Genomic DNA, 19,662 nt, shown 5'->3' on the forward strand with positions numbered 1-19,662 from the left:
AGTTTTGCGAATAAAAAATATAAAAACCGGCGCTACGCAGGAATAATCACAGGCTTGAACCTGCCGCATAGTACCGGGAACGACAGGGAACTTTATGCAAACTCACAAACTTTCCGTACTGGAGAAAGTCGGCTTTGGCGCCGGCGATATGGCGGTCAACGTGGTGATGTCATCTATGATGCTGATTATCACGTTTTTCTACACCGATATTTTTGGCTTAAAGCCAGCCGACTTAGCGGTGCTGTTTTTAGTGGTGCGGCTGGTTGATGCGGTAACCGATCCGCTAATGGGCATAATTACCGACCGTTTTACTACCCGCTGGGGCCGCTACCGGCCCTACTTCCTGTTTTTAGCCGTACCCTTTGGTATTGCGGTATACCTTACCTTCAGTACCCCCGACTGGGATTACAACAGTAAACTGGTGTGGGCCTATGCTACCTATATTCTGGTCACGGTCATTTTTACTGCGGTGACCATCCCGTATATCTCTATTATTGGCGTGCTAACGGATAACCCGAAAGAGCGCTTATCCGCCAACGGCTACCGGTTATTTTTTGCCAAAATCGCGGCTTTTCTGGTGACTATTATTGTGCCTATTCTGGCAAAGCACTGGGGCGGAGAAAACCTGGCCGGCGGCTATCAGTCGGCGATGGGAGTGATGGCATTAATGGCAACACTGCTGTTTTTATTCTGTTTTTTCACCACTACCGAACGTATCCAGCACACCGTAGAAACATTGCCGTTTTTGCAGCAGCTAAAATACCTGCTGAAAAATGATCAATGGCTGGTGCTGTGCGCGGTATGTGTTACCGGCACTATCGGCTATGTGGTGCGTGGCTCTGTCGCCGCTTACTACGCCAAATATTATCTTGGTGGTGACGCCGCTATGCTGTCGGCATTTTTATCTACCGGGGTAGCGGCAGCAATTCTGGCGATGGTAGCGTCAACCTGGATCACCAAGCATTATTGCAAGGTAAAACTGTTCCGCTACAGCCAGATTTTAGTGGCGATATTAAGTGTGCTGCTATATGTGCTGGTAAACCCCGGTGATGTGATGCTGGCCTTTGTGTTGTATTTTCTGCTGTCATTTGTCGTCGATTTGCATGCCCCGGTATTCTGGTCGGCTATTCCCGAGGCCGTTGATTACGGCGCAGATAAAACCGGCCAGCGCGTGTCCGGCCTGGCTTTTGGTGGTATCTCTTTTTGCCAGAAAGCCGGTATGGGCATCGCTGGTTTTATGGTTGGCAGCCTGCTGGCCGGTTTTGACTATGTGCCGGATCAACCGCAAAGTGCGCTGGCCCTAACCGGCATAGCCTTAATGCTGTCGGTTATTCCGGGCGTATTTCATCTGCTGATGGGCTTGCTGATGTTTCGCTACCGCATTACCGATAACTATTACCAACAGCTGGTCGGGAAAACCAGTGTCGTTAAGCCCACTACTATCTGAGGAGTTTACTGTGAGATTACAGCAGCCATTAATTGAACAGCGCGCCGATCCGTGCATTTATAAACACAGTGACGGCTTTTACTATTTTACCGCGTCAGTGCCGGCTTATGACTTAATTGAGCTACGCCGCGCCAGGACAATAAATGAACTGGCCAGCGCCCCGGCGGTAGCGGTATGGCATAAGCCCGACAGCGGCCCTTACTCTGAGCTGATCTGGGCACCGGAGATCCATTTTAATCAGGGTGCCTGGTATATTTATTTTGCCGCGGCTCCCAGCCGCGAAATCAAAAATAAGCTGTTCCAGCACCGGATGTATGTACTGCGCTGCACTGACGCCAATCCGGTTGGTGGCCAATGGCAGTTTGTCGGCCAGCTCGACAGCGGCATAGACACCTTTTGCCTGGATGCCACCACTTTTAACCACCATGACCAGCTGTACTATGTCTGGGCCCAGAAAGATAACGCCATCGAAGGCAACAGCAATTTATATATTGCCACGATGGACACACCAGACAAGTTAAGCGGGGCGCCGGTTATGCTAAGCAAACCTGAGCTGGAGTGGGAAACGCGCGGTTTTTGGGTTAATGAAGGCCCGGCAGTGCTAAAGCGTAACGGTAAAATCTTTTTAACTTACTCAGCCAGTGCCACCAATGAAAACTACTGTATTGGCCTGTTGTGGGCCGATGAGAATGCCGACCTGTTAAACCCCGCCAGCTGGCATAAATCGCCGCAGCCGGTATTTCAAAGCTGCTTTGAACATGGTGTTTATGGCCCGGGCCATAACAGCTTTACCGTATCAGAAGATGGCCGGCACGATATGCTGGTATACCACGCCCGCACCTATACCGAAATTGTCGGCGACCCGTTATGGGACCCAAACCGCCATACTTATGTTAAAGCCATACGCTGGGATGACAACGGCATGCCGCTATTTGGCAAAGCGTCAGAGGCGTGAAGTTTAACCCTGAGTGAGGAGGCAAGATGAAAGCTTTGCTTAGCCTGTGTATGTTACTGCTGGTACTGCCGGTCAGTGCCGCTATAGACACTTTTGCGCTTAATCAGGTTCGGCTGCACAGCGGGCCTTTTTATCAGGCGCAGCAAACTAACATCGGCTACCTGATGGCGATGAACCCGGACCGCCTGCTGGCCCCCTACCGGCGCGAAGCAGGCCTGCCGCCACTGACCGATCCTTACCCGAACTGGGAAAGCTCTGGCCTGGATGGCCATATTGGCGGCCACTATCTTAGTGCACTGGCCTTGATGTACAGCGCCAGCGGTGAGCCGCAACTGCTCGAGCGGCTAAATTACATGATTAACGAGCTGCACAGTTACCAGCAAAAACACGGCGATGGCTACCTGGGCGGTATTCCCGGCGGCAAAGCCACCTGGCAGCAAATCAGCCAGGGCCAGATAGACGCTGATTTATTTGTGTTAAACAAGCAATGGGTGCCCTGGTATAACCTGCATAAAACCTTCGCCGGTTTGCATGATGCTTATGTTTACGCCGGTAATCAGCAGGCTAAGCAGATGTTGCTGCGACTGAGCGACTGGGCGCTTAAATTAACCAGCCAACTAAGCGATCAGCAACTGCAGCAAATGCTGATCACCGAATATGGTGGCATGAACGATATTCTGGCCAAAGTGGCCAAACTTAGCGGTGACGACAAATACCTGCAGCTGGCGCTGCGCTTTTCTGAACTGCGTATTATGCAGCCGCTGTTGCAACAACAAGACGTACTGGACGGCCTGCACGCCAATACCCAGATCCCGAAAATTATTGGCATGGCGCAGCTTGCCAGCCAAACGAACAACGACAGCTGGTACCAGGCCGCCGATTTTTTCTGGCAACAAGTAGTGAATAAACGCAGTGTCGCCATAGGTGGCAACAGCGTGCGCGAGCATTTTCACCCGTCAGACGATTTCAGCAGCATGCTAACTGATGTAGAGGGGCCGGAAACCTGCAACACCTACAATATGTTAAAGCTAACCAAGCTGCTATATCAGCGCACGCCAGAACCGCGCTATATGGAATACTACGAACGGGCGCTGTATAACCATATTTTATCGTCGCAGCACCCGGAGCATGGCGGCCTGGTGTATTTTACGCCGATGCGGCCTAATCACTACCGCGTCTATTCGTCGCCAGAGCACACCATGTGGTGCTGCGTTGGCTCCGGCATTGAAAACCACGCTAAATACGGCGAAATGATTTATGCCCATAAAGGCGATCAGCTGTATGTGAATTTGTTTGTCGATTCCAGCCTGAACTGGCAACAGCAGGCCGTTAAACTGCGCCAGACGACCGCTTTTCCGGATCAGGACAGCAGCCTGATCACGATAGAACAAGGCGGTAAATTCGGCCTGAATATCCGTGAGCCGCAGTGGGCCGCCGCTAAGGTGCAACTGACACTAAACGGCAAAGCGGTGAAATTCACGTCAACCACACCAGGCTATTTAAGCCTGCAGCGCCAGTGGCGTAAAGGCGATAAGCTGGCGATCACCCTGCCGATGCAAACCACGCTGGAGCAACTGCCGGATAACAGCAAGCACTATGCTATTTTGCACGGCCCTATTGTGCTGGCCGCGCGCAGCCAATGGCAGGACAAGCTTAGTTTCATTGCCGACAGCAGCCGCATGGGCCATATCGCCAGTGGCGAGCAATGCCCGGTTGATCAAACGCCGACCTTTATCAGTGATAACGCCGATTTTGTCCGCCATATTAAACCGGTGGCCGGCAAACCGCTGACCTTTACCAGCGGCGATGCAGTACTGGCCGGTGTTGAGGGCCCGTTAGAACTGGTGCCGTTCTTCCGGCTGCATGACAGCCGCTATACGCTGTATTTCCCGCACAGTAACGCCGGCCAGTGGCAGCAACAACAACACTTATTGCGCCAGCAAAGCCAACTTGACAGCCAGCTGGCAGCTAAAACCATCGATATGATCCGCCCCGGCGAGCAACAGCCGGAAGCCGACCATCAGTTTGCCGGCGAAAAAACAGAAGCCGGGGTGCACCAGGGCCGGCACTGGCGCCATGCCACTGGCTGGTTTAGTTATCGCTTAAACACCGGCGGGCAACAAGCCCTGCAGCTGCGACTGACGTATTTTGGCGCCGACAGCAACCGGCATTTTCAAGTTTTACTGAATAATCAGTTGCTGGCCGATGTCAGTCTGACGGATGAGCAGGGCGATAACTTTTACCATATCGATTACCCGATCCCGGCGCGGCTGTTAAACACGGGCGATAGTATAGAACTGAAATTTGTTGCTGCTCCGGGCTCGGTGGCCGGTGGCATTTATGAAGTGCGTTTAATGCAGATTGATTAATATTACTCAGCTGTAAAAAGCCAGTCCGGTTGCCGGACTGGCTTTTTACTTACTACGGCAGTTTACTGCCCCATACTGAAACACCCTGTGCCGACTGAGCGCTAAAGGTCACGACAAACTGTGCCGGAGTTTCATGCCACTGGCGTGATAATACGCCTTCATACAGACCAGTATCACCGAGGTTCAGCGTGATCTGCTGCTCAGTGCCAAAATGCCAGCTACCACTGATATTGCCCGCACCGCTGCTAACGCTGCCATCAGCAGCTAAGGTAATCAGCTGCGAGTTTTTAATGCTGGCAGAGATATCTTTACCATGATTTATAAATTTGTACTGGCCAGCGACCTCATTTTCGCTAATGGTCGCATTCAGTTCAGTTGAGGCGGTGCTCAGCGGTGCATAGCGATGCGGCGCCACCACCGGCCAGCCGTCTTTATTAATAAAAAACTGGTGCACCCTCAGCTGATGTTGCTCGCCCAGCCCAGGAAAACGGGTATGAAACAGCAAAAAGTACTGGCCGGTGGCCGCGTCAAAATAGGCTGAATTATGCCCCGGTGACACATAGCCACTGCCCGCCCCAGTGCCGGGTTCACCGGCGCCGCGGACAAACAAATGGTTACCCATAATTTTCTGGCCAAAAGGCGCGATAGAAGCATCATCAAACAGTGGCAGCGCCGGATCTGACTTTACTGCCGCCATATCGTTACCCAGCGCATCCAGATAAGGGCCATCCGGCGCACTGGCACGCGCCACCCGCATATTATAAGCGCCGTTGGCATCCAGGCCGCCAAACGAGCTAAACAGATAATAATAATCGCTATCCGGACTGTACAGCACATAAGCGCCTTCAATCCGGCTGTGATTGCCGCCCATCAGATGCTTACCATAGCCCTGCCCCGGCAGCGTTAAGCCGGTCGCCGGGTCCATTTCCAGTATAAACAGGCCGCCGGAATAAGAGCCATACACCAGCCATAACTTGCCGTTTTTATCAAAAAAAGCTTGAGGGTCAACTACATTGGGGTGGATCTGGGCATCGTAGATAGTGCCATCTTCACTGATTTCACCCCACATACCGGATTTAAGCAGAATCTGCTTATTAACATAAGGCCCCTCTATATTATCAGCCACCGCGACACCCAACGCCGAGCGGGGCGAATCCCCTTTACAGGCGTTGTAATACATATAGAACTTGCCATCGGCCAATTGGATCACATCGGTGGCCCATAACGTGTCGGTTTGCGCCCAGGCGAAGGTTTCTTCCAGCTCGGTCAGCACATTGGCAAACAAGGGGTTAGTGCTGTTGACACCATCGGCGACTTGCTGCCAGTGCATCAAATCGGTCGATTTTGCCGCCGCCAGATGCGAGCCAAACACGTAAAAAGTGCCGGCCACTTTAATCACAGATGGATCATGCACACCAACATTAGCAAAAGTGGGGCCTTGTTCCGGTGGCAACGGTACTGGCGGAGCTGTCGATACCGGTGGGTAGGCCACCGCCGCCGGTGGCGAATTGCTGCTGTCGTTACAGGCACTGAGTAAAAGTGCTGTGGCCAATACACTGAAAGAAAAAATACCGCTGTTACATTGTTTCATATTATACCCCTGTCGTTTGTTGTTATTACGGGTAAGCTGTGCTGCCCTGTATTGGCAAAACTGTGCGGCTAAAACAACGTAAATTGCGGCATCTGCCAGTAACACATTACCCTCACCCACTAATATTATTGTATTACTTTTTAAATTTAACTGAAAAATCCCGCTTAAACCGCGATTACAGCGCGGCTATTGTCTTACTACTGACAGCGAATTAATCCGGTAGATGATCGTTAAATAACGGTAAGCCAGCGGCTGACCAGTGTATTTGCCGCCAACGGGTGTGGCGGTTGCCGTCGGTTAACGGCGAGCCTTGCAGTTGCTGAGTGTCGCGAGCGTGGTAAAACATCAGATCTTCACCGTTATCACCCACCACAAAACTGTTATGGCCGGGGCCATAGCGGTTAAATTCCGGCCGGGTCTGAAATACCGGTTCAGGCGCTTTATGCCAGCTTTGCGGGTCAAGCAAATCGGCATTTTCATCGGCCCACAGTAACCCCATGGCATAACGATGATCAGTCGCACTGGCTGAATACGCGATAAAGATTTTGCCATGGCGGATCAATACCGCGGCGCCTTCATTAACTTTATAGCCCTGCTGCTCCCAGCTCAGATCCGGTTGGCTGATAATCACTTCCGGCGCTTCCAGCCGGGTTGGCGTGGCCATTTTTGCCAGCACTAAAGCACTGTTATAGCTGCGCGCGGCATCCTGCTGCGCCCACACCATATAATGCTGGCCGCGGTGGCTAAATACGGTGGCGTCCAGTGAGAAACTGTCCAGCGCGCTTTGCATCTGGCCCAGCTCTTGCCATTGGCCCTGCATGGGATCGGCGGCGCTATTGGCCAGCACATACATACGGATCTGAAACGGCCGTTCAGCCTCGCCGGCTGCGACATATAAATACCAGACGCCGTCTATCCTGTGCAGCTCTGGCGCCCAGATATTGGCGCTCATCGGCCCGCTGGCTTTTTTGCGCCAAACGGTTTTCGCCTGCGCGTTGGCCAGCCCGGCTATGTCGGGGCTAAAACGCAGCTCTATCCGGTCAAACTCTGGCACCGAGGCAGTAAAGTAATAGCCATTGTCGGCTTTATACACCCAGGGATCGGCCCGGCGCGGAATAAAAGCCGCAGAAACCGCGTTATTTACTGCCACAGGCTGTGTTGCAGTTAAGTTGTCAGTCGCCATATTGACTGGCTGGCAGCCGCTTAGCCCCGCCAGGCCGGCTAATACGGCGAATAATGGTAAAAGCTTCATTCAGTACCTCCGTGATAGCGCTTTGCCAATTGCTGCCACGGCATTACCGCCAGTTGTGGCTCGGTCAGGCCCTGGTGCGGGTACTGATAAACCAGTAAATTCCCTGCCTGTGGTTGCTGGCTAAGCTGCTCAGCACTTAAACCCTCAGTTGCGGTGGTAACAAACAGAATATCCAGCTTGTCGCCACCGAGCGCAACACAAGTGGGTTGTGTTACCGGCAGTGGGTAAAACGCCGCCAGGCTGCCATCGGCTGCATAGCGGACCAGTGCGCTGCCACCCCATAAGGCGCATAACAGGTGATCATCAGCATCAATAATGGCGCCATCCGGCTCAGTACCCTCTGGTGTAGTGGCAAAGCGTTCGGCATTGCCGATATCACCGCTTACCGGGTTAAAGCGGTAGCGGTTAATCTGCTGCGTCGGGGAATCGGCGTGGTACATCAGGCTGCTGTCGCGGTTCCAGCACAGCGCATTAGGAATACGCAGGCCGCTTAACATCTGCTGACAACCGTGTTGGTCTAGCCGGTACAGGCTGCCGCTGGCAGCAGTATCTGCTGTTGGCTGCTCTACCATAGTGCCGGCCCAGAACCGGCCCTGCCGGTCGACCCGGCCATCGTTAAAGCGGTTGCCGCTTAATTGCTGCTGCGGTTTTGCCAGCCACAAGATAGCGCCGCTATCGGGGTTATACAGTGCAAAGCCGCTGGCAAAAGCCACCAGCAAGGGGTAGCGGTTTGCCATCGGATCAGCAGCGTTTAGCAAGCTAAAGCAGCTGATACGCTCGGGCAGTGGCCATTGACGTAATGTTTGCTCAGGCCAGCGCAGTTGAAATAACGCTTTACCGTGAATATCAGTCCACCACACGCTACTGCTGGCCGCGTGCCAGAAAATACCTTCGCCCAGGCGGTTTTTTACGCTGATACTGGCTAACAGTTGCAGGTTTTCGCTGTTAGCCATGAGCGGTACTCCCTGCCACTGTTGTTAATGCTGTGCGCCGGCTGAGTACTTTTTGCAGCACAATAAAGCCAAACAGCAGTAGGCCAATGACAATTTTGGTCCACCAGCTGCTTAGGCTGCCGTCAAAAATAATATAGGTCTGGATCACACCCATCAGCAGTACTCCCAGCACAGTACCGATAACAAAGCCGCTACCGCCGGTTAGTAAGGTGCCGCCTATGACTACGGCAGCAATCGCATCCAGCTCCATGCCTACCCCGGCCAGCGCATAACCGGAGAAGGTATAAAAGGTAAACACTATGCCCGCCAGCGCCGCCAGCACACTGCTCAGCGCGTAGATAGCAATAGTAGTACTTGCTACCGGCACGCCCATCAGCTGTGCCGACTGGCTGTTACCGCCAATGGCATAAACACAGGCACCAAAACGGCTGTAGTGCATCAGCATAATTACCAGCACCAGCAACACCATAAAGATCATCGTGGAAGCACCTACCCAGCCGCCGCCGGGCAGCGCAAAGCCAAATTCAGCTATCGCATCGTAAAAACTGTGGTCAATAGCTATAGATTCTTCACTGAGTGTAGTGGCCAGGCCGCGCGCCAGAAACATCCCCGCCAGCGTGACAATAAACGGCTGCAGTTTGTACACGTGGATCAACACTCCCATTAACGCACCAAATAATGCCGCAGCCGGCACAATAAGCGCAAAAGCCGTTAGCGGGTGCCACTGATACTGGCTAATCAGCAAGCCGGTGGCCACACCACTGAGCGCAATCACTGCACCGACCGATAAATCAATGCCACCGGAGATAATCACCAATGTCATACCCAACGCGACAATCAGTAAAAAGGCGTTGTCACTAAACAAATTGCTCACCACAGCCAGCGAGGCAAAGCCGTCAAACTGCCAGCCGCCAATACCAAACAGCAGGCACAGCAACGCCGCAGTGATCCATAAGGGTAAATAGCGTAGCGACATCATGCCTGGCCTCCTTTACGCCACTTTGGTAACACGCTGCTTAGCTGGCGGCGGAACTTATCTGACTGCAGCAACAGCACCAGCAGCACCACCAGGGCTTTAATCAATAAGTTAAATTTGGCCGGTAAACCGCTGACAATAATAGTGGTGCTTAAACTTTGAATAATCAGCACGCCGATAACCGACAACAGCAATGAAAAACGCCCACCGCTCAGTGCCGCACCACCAATCACCACCGCCAGAATGGCATCCAGTTCCAGCCATAAACCGGCGTTGTTGGCATCAGAACCCTGAATATCGGCAGCACTGATCATGCCGGCCAACGCGGCGCAAAAGCCGGCAAAGGCATAAACAAACAGCTTTATCGCTTTATCGTTAATACCTAAATAACGGCTGGCGGTAGCATTGCAGCCTACCGCCTCAATAAACAGGCCCAGTGCGGTGCGCCGCAGTAACAGCTGGCTTAAACCAAACATCGCTATTACCAGCCATACCGGCAGCGGTAACCCCAACCAGCTGCCGCTGCCAAGCCAGGCAAAATCGGGCCGTAAAAAGGTTACTATCTGGCCCTGATTAATCAACTGGGCGACACCGCGCCCGGCCACCATCAGCAATAAGGTCGCCACAATAGGCTGAATTTTCAGATAACTGACCAGAGTGCCATTAATCAGCCCGGCAGCGATACCGGTGGCCAGCCCGGCTGCAATTACCAGTGCTAACGGCAAGTCTGCCTGCAGCAATAAGTTGGCGCATATGCTACCTGCGATAGCCATCACGGCCCCGACCGACAAATCTATACCGCCGGTAGCAATTACCAGGCTCATCCCTATTGCCAGCAATGCTACCGGCGCACTGCGGTTTAAAATATCAATTAACGAGCCATACAAACGGCCATCCTGGAAACTCAGTTGAAAAAAGCTGGCATCCAGCAACAAGTTTACTGCCAGTAACAGTATTAACGCTGCCAGTGGCCACAAATAGCGCGCGGATGCCTTTGTACTGCCTGGGCTGTAACGTGCCAGCCGGGCCTGTTGCAAGGTGTCGGCGCAAGGTTGAGTCTGTTTCATTTATCCCTCTGCAATTGCCTGCATAATATGCTGGGCTGTCATGTTATCGCCGCTTAATTCCGTCACTTTTTGCCGGTCGCGCAGCACCACGACTTTACCGGCAAAAGCGACCAGCTCTTCGAGCTCAGACGAGGTGACCAGCAAAGACATACCTTGCTGACACAGGCTTTTGATCAGTAATACAATTTCGGCATGGGCGCCAATATCAATGCCGCGGGTGGGTTCGTCCAGAATCAGCAATTGCGGATTAATCGCCAGCCAGCGCGCCAGGATCACCTTTTGCTGGTTGCCACCGCTCAGTTGCTCAATAGGTTTGTCGGCATCCGGTGTGGCAATTTGCAGCTTGTCGATGTAAAACGCCGCCAGTTGCTGCTGTTGTTTAACCGGCAAATAACGCCACCAGCCACGGCGTGCCTGCAGCGCCAGCATAATATTTTCCCGGATAGACAACGGGCCGATAATGCCCTCGGTTTTGCGCTCTTCCGGGCACAATGCAATACCGGCTTTTATTGCATCAGCAGGCTGCTGCAATGTCAGCGTTTTACCGCCAAACTGTATTTCGCCGCCGCTTAACACATCTACGCCATACACTGCGCGGCACACTTCTGTGCGGCCAGAGCCAAGCAAGCCTGCCAGCCCCACGGCCTGGCCTTTTGCCACCGTAAGCGAAATATCGCTTAGCGAACCTTTTACCGAAATCTGCTGCAGTACCAGCAAGGGTTCAGCCTGTTTTGCCACGGCTGTTGCAGCCTGCTGTTGGGTCAGCTGTTGTAATTCTTTGCCAAGCATGGCTTCAATCAGCTGCGAACGCGGTAAGTCTGCTGTCAGATACTCGCCAACTTTACTGCCATTGCGCAGCACAGTAATGCGATCACTGATCTGATACACCTGCTCAAGAAAGTGGGTAATAAACACTATCGCCACGCCCTGCTCACGCAGCTGACGCATCACATCGAACAGCATCTGCACTTCACTGCTATCGAGGCTGGCAGTCGGTTCGTCCAGCACCAGCACTTTGGCCGACATTGCCACGCCGCGGGCAATAGCGATCAGCTGCTGCACCGCGACAGAATATTGCGCTAACGGCGCGGTAACGTCGATATTAAGCTTAAAACGCAGCAATAACTGCTGCGCCTGCTGCTGCATTTTTTTATGCTGAATTAAACCGAAGCGGCGTGGCTCATGGCCCAGAAACAGGTTTTGCGCCACGCTAAGGTTGGGTAGTAAATTAACTTCCTGATATACCGTACTGATACCCGCGCGTTGTGCCGCCGCCGGGCTGGCAAAGTGGCACTGCTGGCCGTTAAAGTAGATGTCACCGCTGCTTTTGGCTAAAGCACCGGTCATTACCTTTATCAGCGTGGATTTACCGGCGCCGTTTTCGCCCAGCAAGGCATGTACTTCACCGGCAAATAAACGTAAATCAACATTTTGTAGCGCCTTAACGCCGGGAAAATGCTTGCAGACCTGTTTCAGCTCTAATACCAGAGATGGCGTAGTCATAAATGGCTCCTGTACTTAGCGACAGCGCCGGCATTAACCGGCCTGCTGGCAGTCAGTTATTTATTGGTCCGCTGCTGGTATTCGGCTGCTGCAGTATCCTGGCTGAATAGCTCGCCGGTGTTATTAATGTATTTGGCAATATCTTTATCGCCATTGAGGTAAGCGGCTATCACATCGAAAGCCGGGCCACCCAGGTGCGGGTCAAGCTCAACGGTGGCATTGGCTTCACCGTCAGCCATGGCTTTGAAGTAGTCCGGTACGCCGTCTACTGCTACTACCAGAATATCCTGGCCTGGTTTTAAGCCCGCTTCTTTAATCGCCTGAATCGCCCCCAGCGCCATTTCATCGTTGTGGGCCCATAAAGCACAGATATTGCGCCCGCCCTGCTCGGCTTTAAGAAAACTTTCCATCACTTCTTTGCCTTTACTGCGGGTAAATTCAGCGGTTTGGCTACGGATAATTTTTGCGTTGGGGTGAGCAGATAATACCTCGTTAAAGCCTTTAGCGCGGTCGATTGCAGCGGTGGCACCCACAGTGCCCTGCAATTCAACGATGTTGCATTTACCGTCGGTTTTTTGCATCAGCCAGTTAGCAATTTTGCGGCCTTCCTCGGTAAAGTCTGAGGCAATGCGGGTTAAATATAATGAGTCGTCATTAACCTGAACATTACGATCAACAATAACTACCGGAATACGGGCGCGTTTGGCTTCACGCAGTACCGGTGCCCAGCCGGTTTCGACCACCGGCGCAATAATAATGGCATCGACGCGCTGGGCAATAAAACCGCGCACAGCACGGATCTGGTTTTCCTGTTTTTGTTGCGCGTCAGCAAACTTTAACTCGATGTTACGTGCGCTGGCTTCCCGTTTTACTGACTCACTGAAACTACTGCGCCAGCCGCTTTCTGAGCCGACCTGCGAAAAGCCAATAGTGGTAGCCCTTGCCAAAGAAGATAGTGCCAGTGAAGAAGACAGCGCCAGCATAGCTGTGGCGCCTAACAGACGTTTAATTTTCATATCTTGCCCCCGTTGGCCGGGTTATCCCGGCGCTATTATTAGTTATGCGATGCGGAGTCTTTGCCCCGCTGCTATCGCGCTCAGCAATTTAGCTAATCCTCTGTGTATAAAAACGATAAATAGTGCGTTGCCGGTACGGCTGCGCCGGTGAAATTAAAATCGATGGAAACTGCGGCAGATTTACGGCATTAGGATAATCATGTGTTTCCAGACATAGCCCGGCAAATTTAGTAAGTGGCATACCATCGGCACCATTAAGGCTGCCATCAAGAAAATTACCGCTGTAAAACTGAAGACCAGCCTCAGTGGTCAGGATGTCCATCACCCGGCCTGAGCCCGGATCAGACAGCACAGCCGCCAGTTGTGGTTGCTGTTTATCGGCATGGCTTTGCGCAAAATCGTTCAGCACAAAAAAATGATCATAGCCGTTAGTAAGTTGCGCTATATCGCGGCCGATAGTTTTGGCCTGCTGAAAATCAAACGCTGTACCGGCCACCGCCAGCAAGTTACCGTTAGGTATCAATTGCTGATTAACCTCCAGGGTATGGCCGGCGTTAAGCCATAACGTATGTCCCAGCACATCAGCACCGGGTTTAGCCGCCAGGTTCCAGTAACAATGGTTAGTTAACGATAGCGGCGTAAGCTTATCGGTAGTGGCGTAATAGTCGATGCTAAGCTCGTTATCGCGGTTAAGCCGGTAGCAAACTTCCAGCGCCACATTACCTGGGTAACCCTGATCGCCATCGGCACTTTGGCAGCTGAAAATCACCGCCACACTGTCGGCCTGTTGCTCAGTGCGGTATTGCCAGAAGCGACTGCCAAGCCCTTCTGGCCCGCCATGCAGCTGGTTGGCGCCCTCGTTGGCGGCAAGCTTGACCTGCTTACCATCAAGCTCAAACGCCGCATTCGCAATGCGGTTAGCCACCCGGCCGATGCTGACACCAAAATAGTACCGGTTAGTGGCCCACTGCGCCGGGTCCTGATAGTTCAGCACCAGTTCGGCCGCTGTACCGCTTTCATCAAGCTGGGTAACCGACCAGATGCCGGCACCCAGCGTCGACAGCGTAGCTGTTAGGCCATTGCCATTATCCAGCGTGATCAGCTGCACGGTTTGCGCCAGCGCAGGCTCCGTCAGGCTACGACTGCTAACTGACATTAGCGCTGCCATTAGCTGGCGCCCGCCACCGCAGCTTCTACCGCAGCCGTGGTGCGTACACCATTGACCAGCCGTGAGATTTGCAGCGGGTTGCTATCCTGCAGCTCTTGCGGTAACAGTGCCTGTGGGTAGTTCTGGAAACATATTGGCCGGATAAAACGGGCAATTGACGCTGTACCTACCGAGGTAAAACGGGCATCGGTTGCTGCCGGGAAAGGTCCGCCATGCATCATTGCATCGCACACTTCCACCCCGGTCGGGAAGTTATTAATCACCAACCGGCCCACTTTGCTGCGCAGCAACTGCACCAGTTTACTTTGCTCGGCCAGTTCCGGCTCTGTACAGTGAATAGTGCCGGTAAGCTGGCCTTTAAGGCTGCTAACTACCTGTAACAGCTGCTTCTGGTCGTCACAGACCACCACCACCGAGGTATGGCCAAACACTTCTTCCTGTAAATGCGGGTTCGCCAGAAAGGTCGCGGCATCAACCTGAAATAATTTGGCCTGGGTATAAAAGCCCTGCTCAGCGGTGACACTGGCACCACAGCCCGCCAAAGATACCCCGGCTTGTGCTGCAAGATGCGCAGTGCCTTTATCGTATGCATCGGCAATATTGTCATTCAGCATTACGCCAGCCGGAATTTTTGCCAACGCTTCGCCAGCGCTTTGCAAAAACCTGTCCAGCTCCGGACCGGCTATTGCCACGGCTACGCCGGGGTTAACACAAAACTGGCCACTGCCCAGGGTTAACGAGGCCACATAGCCCTGCGCCAGTGCCGCCGCTGACTGCTGCAATGCCTGTGGCAGAAATACCACCGGGTTAACACTGCCCATTTCAGCAAATACCGGTATCGGTTCCGGCCGGTTATTGGCCAGTTTAAACAGTGCCATACCACCGGCTAATGAGCCGGTAAAACCGACAGCTTTAACAGCTGGTGCTACTACCAGCTCAGAGCCGATTTCACGGCCCGAGCCCATTAATAAAGAGAATACACCAGCGGGTAGCCCACAGGCTTTTACCGCATTATCCAGCGCCTGTGCTACCAGCTCACAGCTGCCAGGGTGCGAATTGTGGCCTTTTACCAACACCGGGCAACCGGCGGCCAGCGCGGCGGCAGTATCGCCACCGGCGACAGAAAACGCCAGTGGAAAATTGCTGGCACCAAATACCACTACCGGCCCCAGCGGCTGGTTCATAAAGCGGATATCAGGCCGCGGCAATGGCTGACGCTCTGGTAACGCCGTATCAATGCGGATATCAAGATAATCGCCGGTGCGGATCGAGCTGGCAAACAAGCGCAGCTGATGGCAGATGCGGCCACGCTCACCTTCCACCCGGCCGCGCGGGTAGCCGGTTTCCTGCATTACCCGTTCAATAAGTTCATCACCCAACGCCATCACTTCTTCGGCGCAGCGCTGTAAAAACTCTGCCCGCTGTGCCGCGCTGGTGTTGGCGTACAAGGGCGCCGCAGCCTCTGCGGCCGCTACAGCCGCTGCCACCTGCGCTTTGCTGGCATAGCTTAATAGTGGGGCTATTTCTTCGCCAGTGGCCGGATTAACGGCCTGATATTGCCCTGCTTCACCTGCCAGCCATTGGCCGTTGATCAGTTGTTTGCCGGTAATACGCATAATCTGTGTCCTGTTAAGTTAGCGCCGCTGGTTAAATCCAGCCGCCGTCTACAATAAAATTTTGTGCGGTGCAAAGTTTGCTGTCGTCAGAGGCCAGAAACAGCGCCATCGCTGCTACATCTTCCGGCATCACGCTGTCTTTAAGGCACTGGTTTTTCTCAATGTCTTTTGCTGTTTCGGGGGTCACCCAGTGCGTTAACTGGCGCTCTGTCATTACCCAGCCTGGCGTCAGCGTATTAACGCGGATTTTATCCGGGCCTAAATCCCGCGCTAAGCCACGGGTTAAACCCAGTACCGCCGCTTTGGCACTGGTATAGCCCGGCATACCGCCCTGGCTTTCGTACCAGCTCATTGAGCCAAGGTTAATAATTGAACCGCCACCCAGTTGCTTCATTTGCGGATACACCGCTTGAATGGCGAAAAACTGATGCCGCAGGTTAATCTGCATGCGCTGATCCCAGTACTCCTCGGTTACGTCCAAAAAGTGATGCCGGGTGTCACTGGCCGCGTTGTTGATCAGTACTGCAATAGCCCCTAAATCCTGCTCAGTCTGGCCGATAACCTGCTTTAACCTGGTGATATCCGTCAGATTGCAATGGTAAAAGCGCACTGCACCATGTTGCAGGTTGTCATCCGGCAACGCCTGCAATTGGCTTATCAGCGCCTGGGATTCAGCCTCGAGGATATCGACAAACGCCACTTTGGCGCCCTGGCGATAAAATGCTTCAACCAGGCAGGCACCAATGCCCGAGCCTCCGCCGGAGATAAATACGGTTTTATCCCGCAAGCTGGGATAGTTATTGCTTAATGTCATAGCCAACCCTGTTTAAGCGCCTGGCATACCAGGCGCTGTTTTTCGTATTTAGTGTGAATGCGCCGGCACTGCAGCACCACGGCAGCCTACCAGAAAATCAAAGTCGCAGCCTTCATCGGCCTGCAATACCCGCTCGCGGTACATTTCCATATAACCGCCGGTGCGCATAATAACCTGGGTGGATTTTAATTTTTCCAGCCTCGCCGCCAGCTCAGCATCGGAGACTTCCAGTTGCAACAGGCCGTTTTCGGCGTCCAGCTGAATATAATCACCTTCCTGTACGGCAGCTAACGGGCCCAGCTCCATCGCTTCGGGTGTGACATGCAACACCACAGTACCAAAGGCGGTACCGCTCATCCGTGCATCAGATATGCGAACCATATCTTTAATACCCTTTTTCAGCACCTTGGGCGGCAGGCCCATATTGCCAACTTCTGCCATGCCGGGGTAGCCTTTAGGGCCACAGTTTTTCAGTACCATTACGCTGTTTTCGTCGATATCCAGCTCAGGATCGTTAATGCGTGCTTTGTATTGATCGAAATTTTCAAATACTACCGCTTTACCCCGGTGTTTCATCAGGTGCGGGCTGGCAGCAGAAGGCTTTAATACTGCGCCACGCGGCGCCAGATTGCCGCGCAAAATGCAAATGCCGCCGTTAGCCACCAGCGGGTTATCCAGCGGGCGAATGACATCATCGTTATGACACTGCGCATCTTTAACGTTATCCCAGATGGTTTTGCCATTTACCGTCAGCGCATCTTTAGTCAGCACGCCCAGCTCACCCAGCCGGCGGTGCACGGCCGGTAAACCACCAGCGTAGTAAAACTCTTCCATCAGATATTTGCCGGATGGCTGTAAATTCACAATGGTGGGCACACCGCGGCCATGTTCCCAGTCGTCCAGGCTTAAATCGACGCCGATGCGCCCGGCGATGGCTTTTAAATGGATCACAGCGTTAGTAGAGCCACCAATAGCAGCATTGGTGCGGATAGCGTTTAAAAATGCGTCTTTGGTCAACACTTTTGACAGGCGTAAATCTTCATGCACCATTTCAACAATGCGCATGCCAGACAAATGCGCCAGCACATAGCGGCGCGAATCTACCGCCGGAATAGCCGCATTATGTGGCAGGCTGGTGCCCAATGACTCCGCCATACAGGCCATAGTCGAAGCAGTGCCCATGGTATTACAGGTACCGGCCGAGCGTGACATACCGGCTTCTGCACTTAAAAACTCGTTCATATCAATATTGCCGGCTTTTAAATCTTCGTGCATGCGCCACACTAAAGTGCCGGAGCCGACATCCTGACCTTTATGTTTACCATTTAACATCGGGCCACCGGTTACCACTATAGTGGGCAAGTCGCAGCTAGCGGCGCCCATCAGCAGCGCCGGGGTGGTCTTATCACAGCCCACCAGCAGCACTACGCCGTCTATCGGATTACCGCGGATAGACTCTTCAGTATCCATCGCCGCCAGATTGCGGGTGAGCATCGCCGTTGGCCGTAAGTTCGATTCACCATTAGAGAACACCGGAAACTCAACCGGAATACCACCGGCTTCACGAATACCATTTTTTACCCGCTCGGCAATTTCACGAAAATGTGCATTGCATGGCGTTAACTCTGACCAGGTATTACACACACCAATAACAGGCCGCCCCTGAAAGTGGTGATCCGGAATACCCTGATTTTTCATCCAACTGCGGTACATAAAGCCGTTCTTGTCATTAGTGCCGAACCAGCTTGCTGAGCGTAATACTGTCTTGTTGCCACTCTTTTTGTCGTCGTTATCTGCCATGGTTGCATCTCGCAATAGCTTAATTTAATATTATTGTATTACTAATACTAAAACCTTAGAAAGGTTACAAGTGATTTTTTTCTCCGGCAGCAAAATCAGCAGCGTGCTAATGGGGTAAAACAGCTGTCAAAGCAGTATATTAGTAATACTATAATTCAAATATGACAATTACAAATACCGACAGGGGACTTATGAAAACACTGCTACTGCTACTTGGCCTGGGCTGGGCACTGGCCGCCAGCGCTAATCCGATTTTTAAGGACGTGCGCACCGCCGATCCGGCCGCGATAGTACATAACGACACCGTATATTTGTACACCGGCCATGACGAAGCGCCAGACAACAAAGGTTTTTTTGTTATGCATGACTGGCTGGTGTTTTCATCCACCGACATGCTGAACTGGCAACGCCACGGGCCAAAGCTCAGCACCAAAGACTTTAAATGGGCCAAAGGCGATGCCTGGGCATCACATGTGATTGAAAAAAACGGCAAGTTTTATTGGTTTGTTACTGTGCGCCACGCCACTATTAACGGTTTTGCTATTGGTGTGGCCGTAGCCGACACCCCACTGGGACCGTTTAAAGATGCGTTGGGTAAGGCACTCATTACCAATGATATGACTACCGACACCGACATAGACTGGGACGACATAGACCCGGCGGTATTTACCGATGATGACGGTCAGTCTTATCTGTTCTGGGGTAATACCAAAGCCCGCTACGCCAAATTAAAAGACAATATGATTGAACTCGATGGCCCGATTAACACCATCGATCTGCCCGATTTTACTGAAGCTTTATGGGTCCACAAACGTGGCGATATTTACTATCTGTCCTATGCCTCCGGCTTTCCGGAAAAAATTGCCTATGCCACCAGCAAAAGTATTCATGGCCCCTGGCAGTATCGCGGCATTCTGAACGAAGTGGCCGGCAATTCGCCGACTAACCATCAGTCGATTATCGAGTTTAAAGATAAATGGTTCTTTATCTACCACACCGGCGCATCGCAACCTGATGGCGGTGAATTCCGCCGTGCGGTGGCAATAGATCCACTGTACTACAACGAAGATGGCAGCATTAAACGCATCATTATGACATCCGAAGGTATCACCGAAGCGGTGAAATAACTTATTTG

Annotated in this window: 15 protein-coding genes; 4 read left to right on the forward strand and 11 right to left on the reverse strand. The window is 52.7% G+C overall.

All coding sequences use genetic code 11. The features are described from left to right. The first annotated feature begins 94 nt into the window (after positions 1-94). The 3 genes from BLW68_RS08260 to BLW68_RS08270 are packed head-to-tail and all read left to right on the forward strand — an operon-like array spanning position 95 to position 4,771. Complete coding sequence (locus BLW68_RS08260) at positions 95-1,447, forward strand: MFS transporter (RefSeq protein WP_068232795.1); 1,353 nt, start codon at positions 95-97, stop codon at positions 1,445-1,447. Positions 1,448-1,457: 10 nt separating this feature from the next. Further along, positions 1,458-2,402, forward strand: coding sequence for a glycoside hydrolase family 43 protein (locus BLW68_RS08265; RefSeq protein WP_092792219.1), 945 nt, complete (start codon positions 1,458-1,460; stop codon positions 2,400-2,402). Positions 2,403-2,428: 26 nt separating this feature from the next. Beyond that, positions 2,429-4,771 (forward strand): glycoside hydrolase family 127 protein, encoded by a 2,343-nt coding sequence (locus tag BLW68_RS08270; protein WP_092792221.1) that lies wholly within the window; start codon positions 2,429-2,431, stop codon positions 4,769-4,771. 52 nt (positions 4,772-4,823) lie between these two features. Here the strand turns inward: BLW68_RS08270 and BLW68_RS08275 are convergent, their stop codons facing one another. The 11 genes from BLW68_RS08275 to BLW68_RS08320 form a co-directional block, all read right to left on the reverse strand. Further along, a complete protein-coding gene (locus BLW68_RS08275; RefSeq protein WP_092792223.1) occupies positions 4,824-6,362 on the reverse strand; it encodes a glycoside hydrolase family 43 protein in 1,539 nt (512 codons plus the stop codon). Positions 6,363-6,573: 211 nt separating this feature from the next. Next, a complete protein-coding gene (locus BLW68_RS08280) occupies positions 6,574-7,614 on the reverse strand; it encodes a glycoside hydrolase family 43 protein (protein WP_092792225.1) in 1,041 nt (346 codons plus the stop codon). Beyond that, the gene (locus tag BLW68_RS08285) at positions 7,611-8,567 is read right to left on the reverse strand and encodes an SMP-30/gluconolactonase/LRE family protein (protein ID WP_092792227.1); all 957 of its coding nucleotides are present in this window, start codon (positions 8,565-8,567) and stop codon (positions 7,611-7,613) included. The genes BLW68_RS08280 and BLW68_RS08285 overlap by 4 nt, the downstream gene beginning before the upstream one ends. After that, the gene (gene yjfF / locus BLW68_RS08290; protein WP_092792229.1) at positions 8,560-9,546 is read right to left on the reverse strand and encodes a galactofuranose ABC transporter, permease protein YjfF; all 987 of its coding nucleotides are present in this window, start codon (positions 9,544-9,546) and stop codon (positions 8,560-8,562) included. The genes BLW68_RS08285 and yjfF overlap by 8 nt, the downstream gene beginning before the upstream one ends. Then, entirely contained in the window at positions 9,543-10,610 is a 1,068-nt protein-coding gene (locus BLW68_RS21245; protein WP_218141333.1) for an ABC transporter permease, read from the reverse strand. Before BLW68_RS21245 ends, yjfF begins: the two co-directional genes overlap by 4 nt. After that, positions 10,611-12,113 (reverse strand): sugar ABC transporter ATP-binding protein, encoded by a 1,503-nt coding sequence (locus tag BLW68_RS21250; protein ID WP_218141334.1) that lies wholly within the window; start codon positions 12,111-12,113, stop codon positions 10,611-10,613. It lies immediately after the preceding gene. Between the two features lie 56 nt (positions 12,114-12,169). Next, positions 12,170-13,129, reverse strand: coding sequence for an ABC transporter substrate-binding protein (locus tag BLW68_RS08300; RefSeq protein ID WP_092792231.1), 960 nt, complete (start codon positions 13,127-13,129; stop codon positions 12,170-12,172). 88 nt (positions 13,130-13,217) lie between these two features. Beyond that, positions 13,218-14,285 (reverse strand): aldose epimerase family protein, encoded by a 1,068-nt coding sequence (locus tag BLW68_RS08305; RefSeq protein ID WP_092792623.1) that lies wholly within the window; start codon positions 14,283-14,285, stop codon positions 13,218-13,220. An 11-nt stretch (positions 14,286-14,296) separates the two neighbouring features. Continuing rightward, positions 14,297-15,913: an aldehyde dehydrogenase (NADP(+)) gene (locus BLW68_RS08310; protein WP_092792233.1), complete on the reverse strand. Its 1,617-nt coding sequence runs from the start codon at positions 15,911-15,913 to the stop codon at positions 14,297-14,299. Between the two features lie 31 nt (positions 15,914-15,944). Then, positions 15,945-16,727 (reverse strand): SDR family NAD(P)-dependent oxidoreductase, encoded by a 783-nt coding sequence (locus BLW68_RS08315; RefSeq protein ID WP_092792235.1) that lies wholly within the window; start codon positions 16,725-16,727, stop codon positions 15,945-15,947. Positions 16,728-16,775: 48 nt separating this feature from the next. Next, positions 16,776-18,527, reverse strand: a complete 1,752-nt coding sequence (locus BLW68_RS08320) for an IlvD/Edd family dehydratase (RefSeq protein ID WP_092792237.1) — start codon at positions 18,525-18,527, stop codon at positions 16,776-16,778. A 191-nt stretch (positions 18,528-18,718) separates the two neighbouring features. Between BLW68_RS08320 and BLW68_RS08325 the strand changes: the two genes are divergently transcribed. Beyond that, positions 18,719-19,654: a glycoside hydrolase family 43 protein gene (locus tag BLW68_RS08325; protein ID WP_092792239.1), complete on the forward strand. Its 936-nt coding sequence runs from the start codon at positions 18,719-18,721 to the stop codon at positions 19,652-19,654. The last annotated feature ends 8 nt before the right edge of the window (positions 19,655-19,662 follow it).

The organism is Rheinheimera pacifica (assembly GCF_900108485.1).
In the GTDB taxonomy this organism is placed as follows: Bacteria; Pseudomonadota; Gammaproteobacteria; order Enterobacterales; family Alteromonadaceae; genus Alishewanella; species Alishewanella pacifica.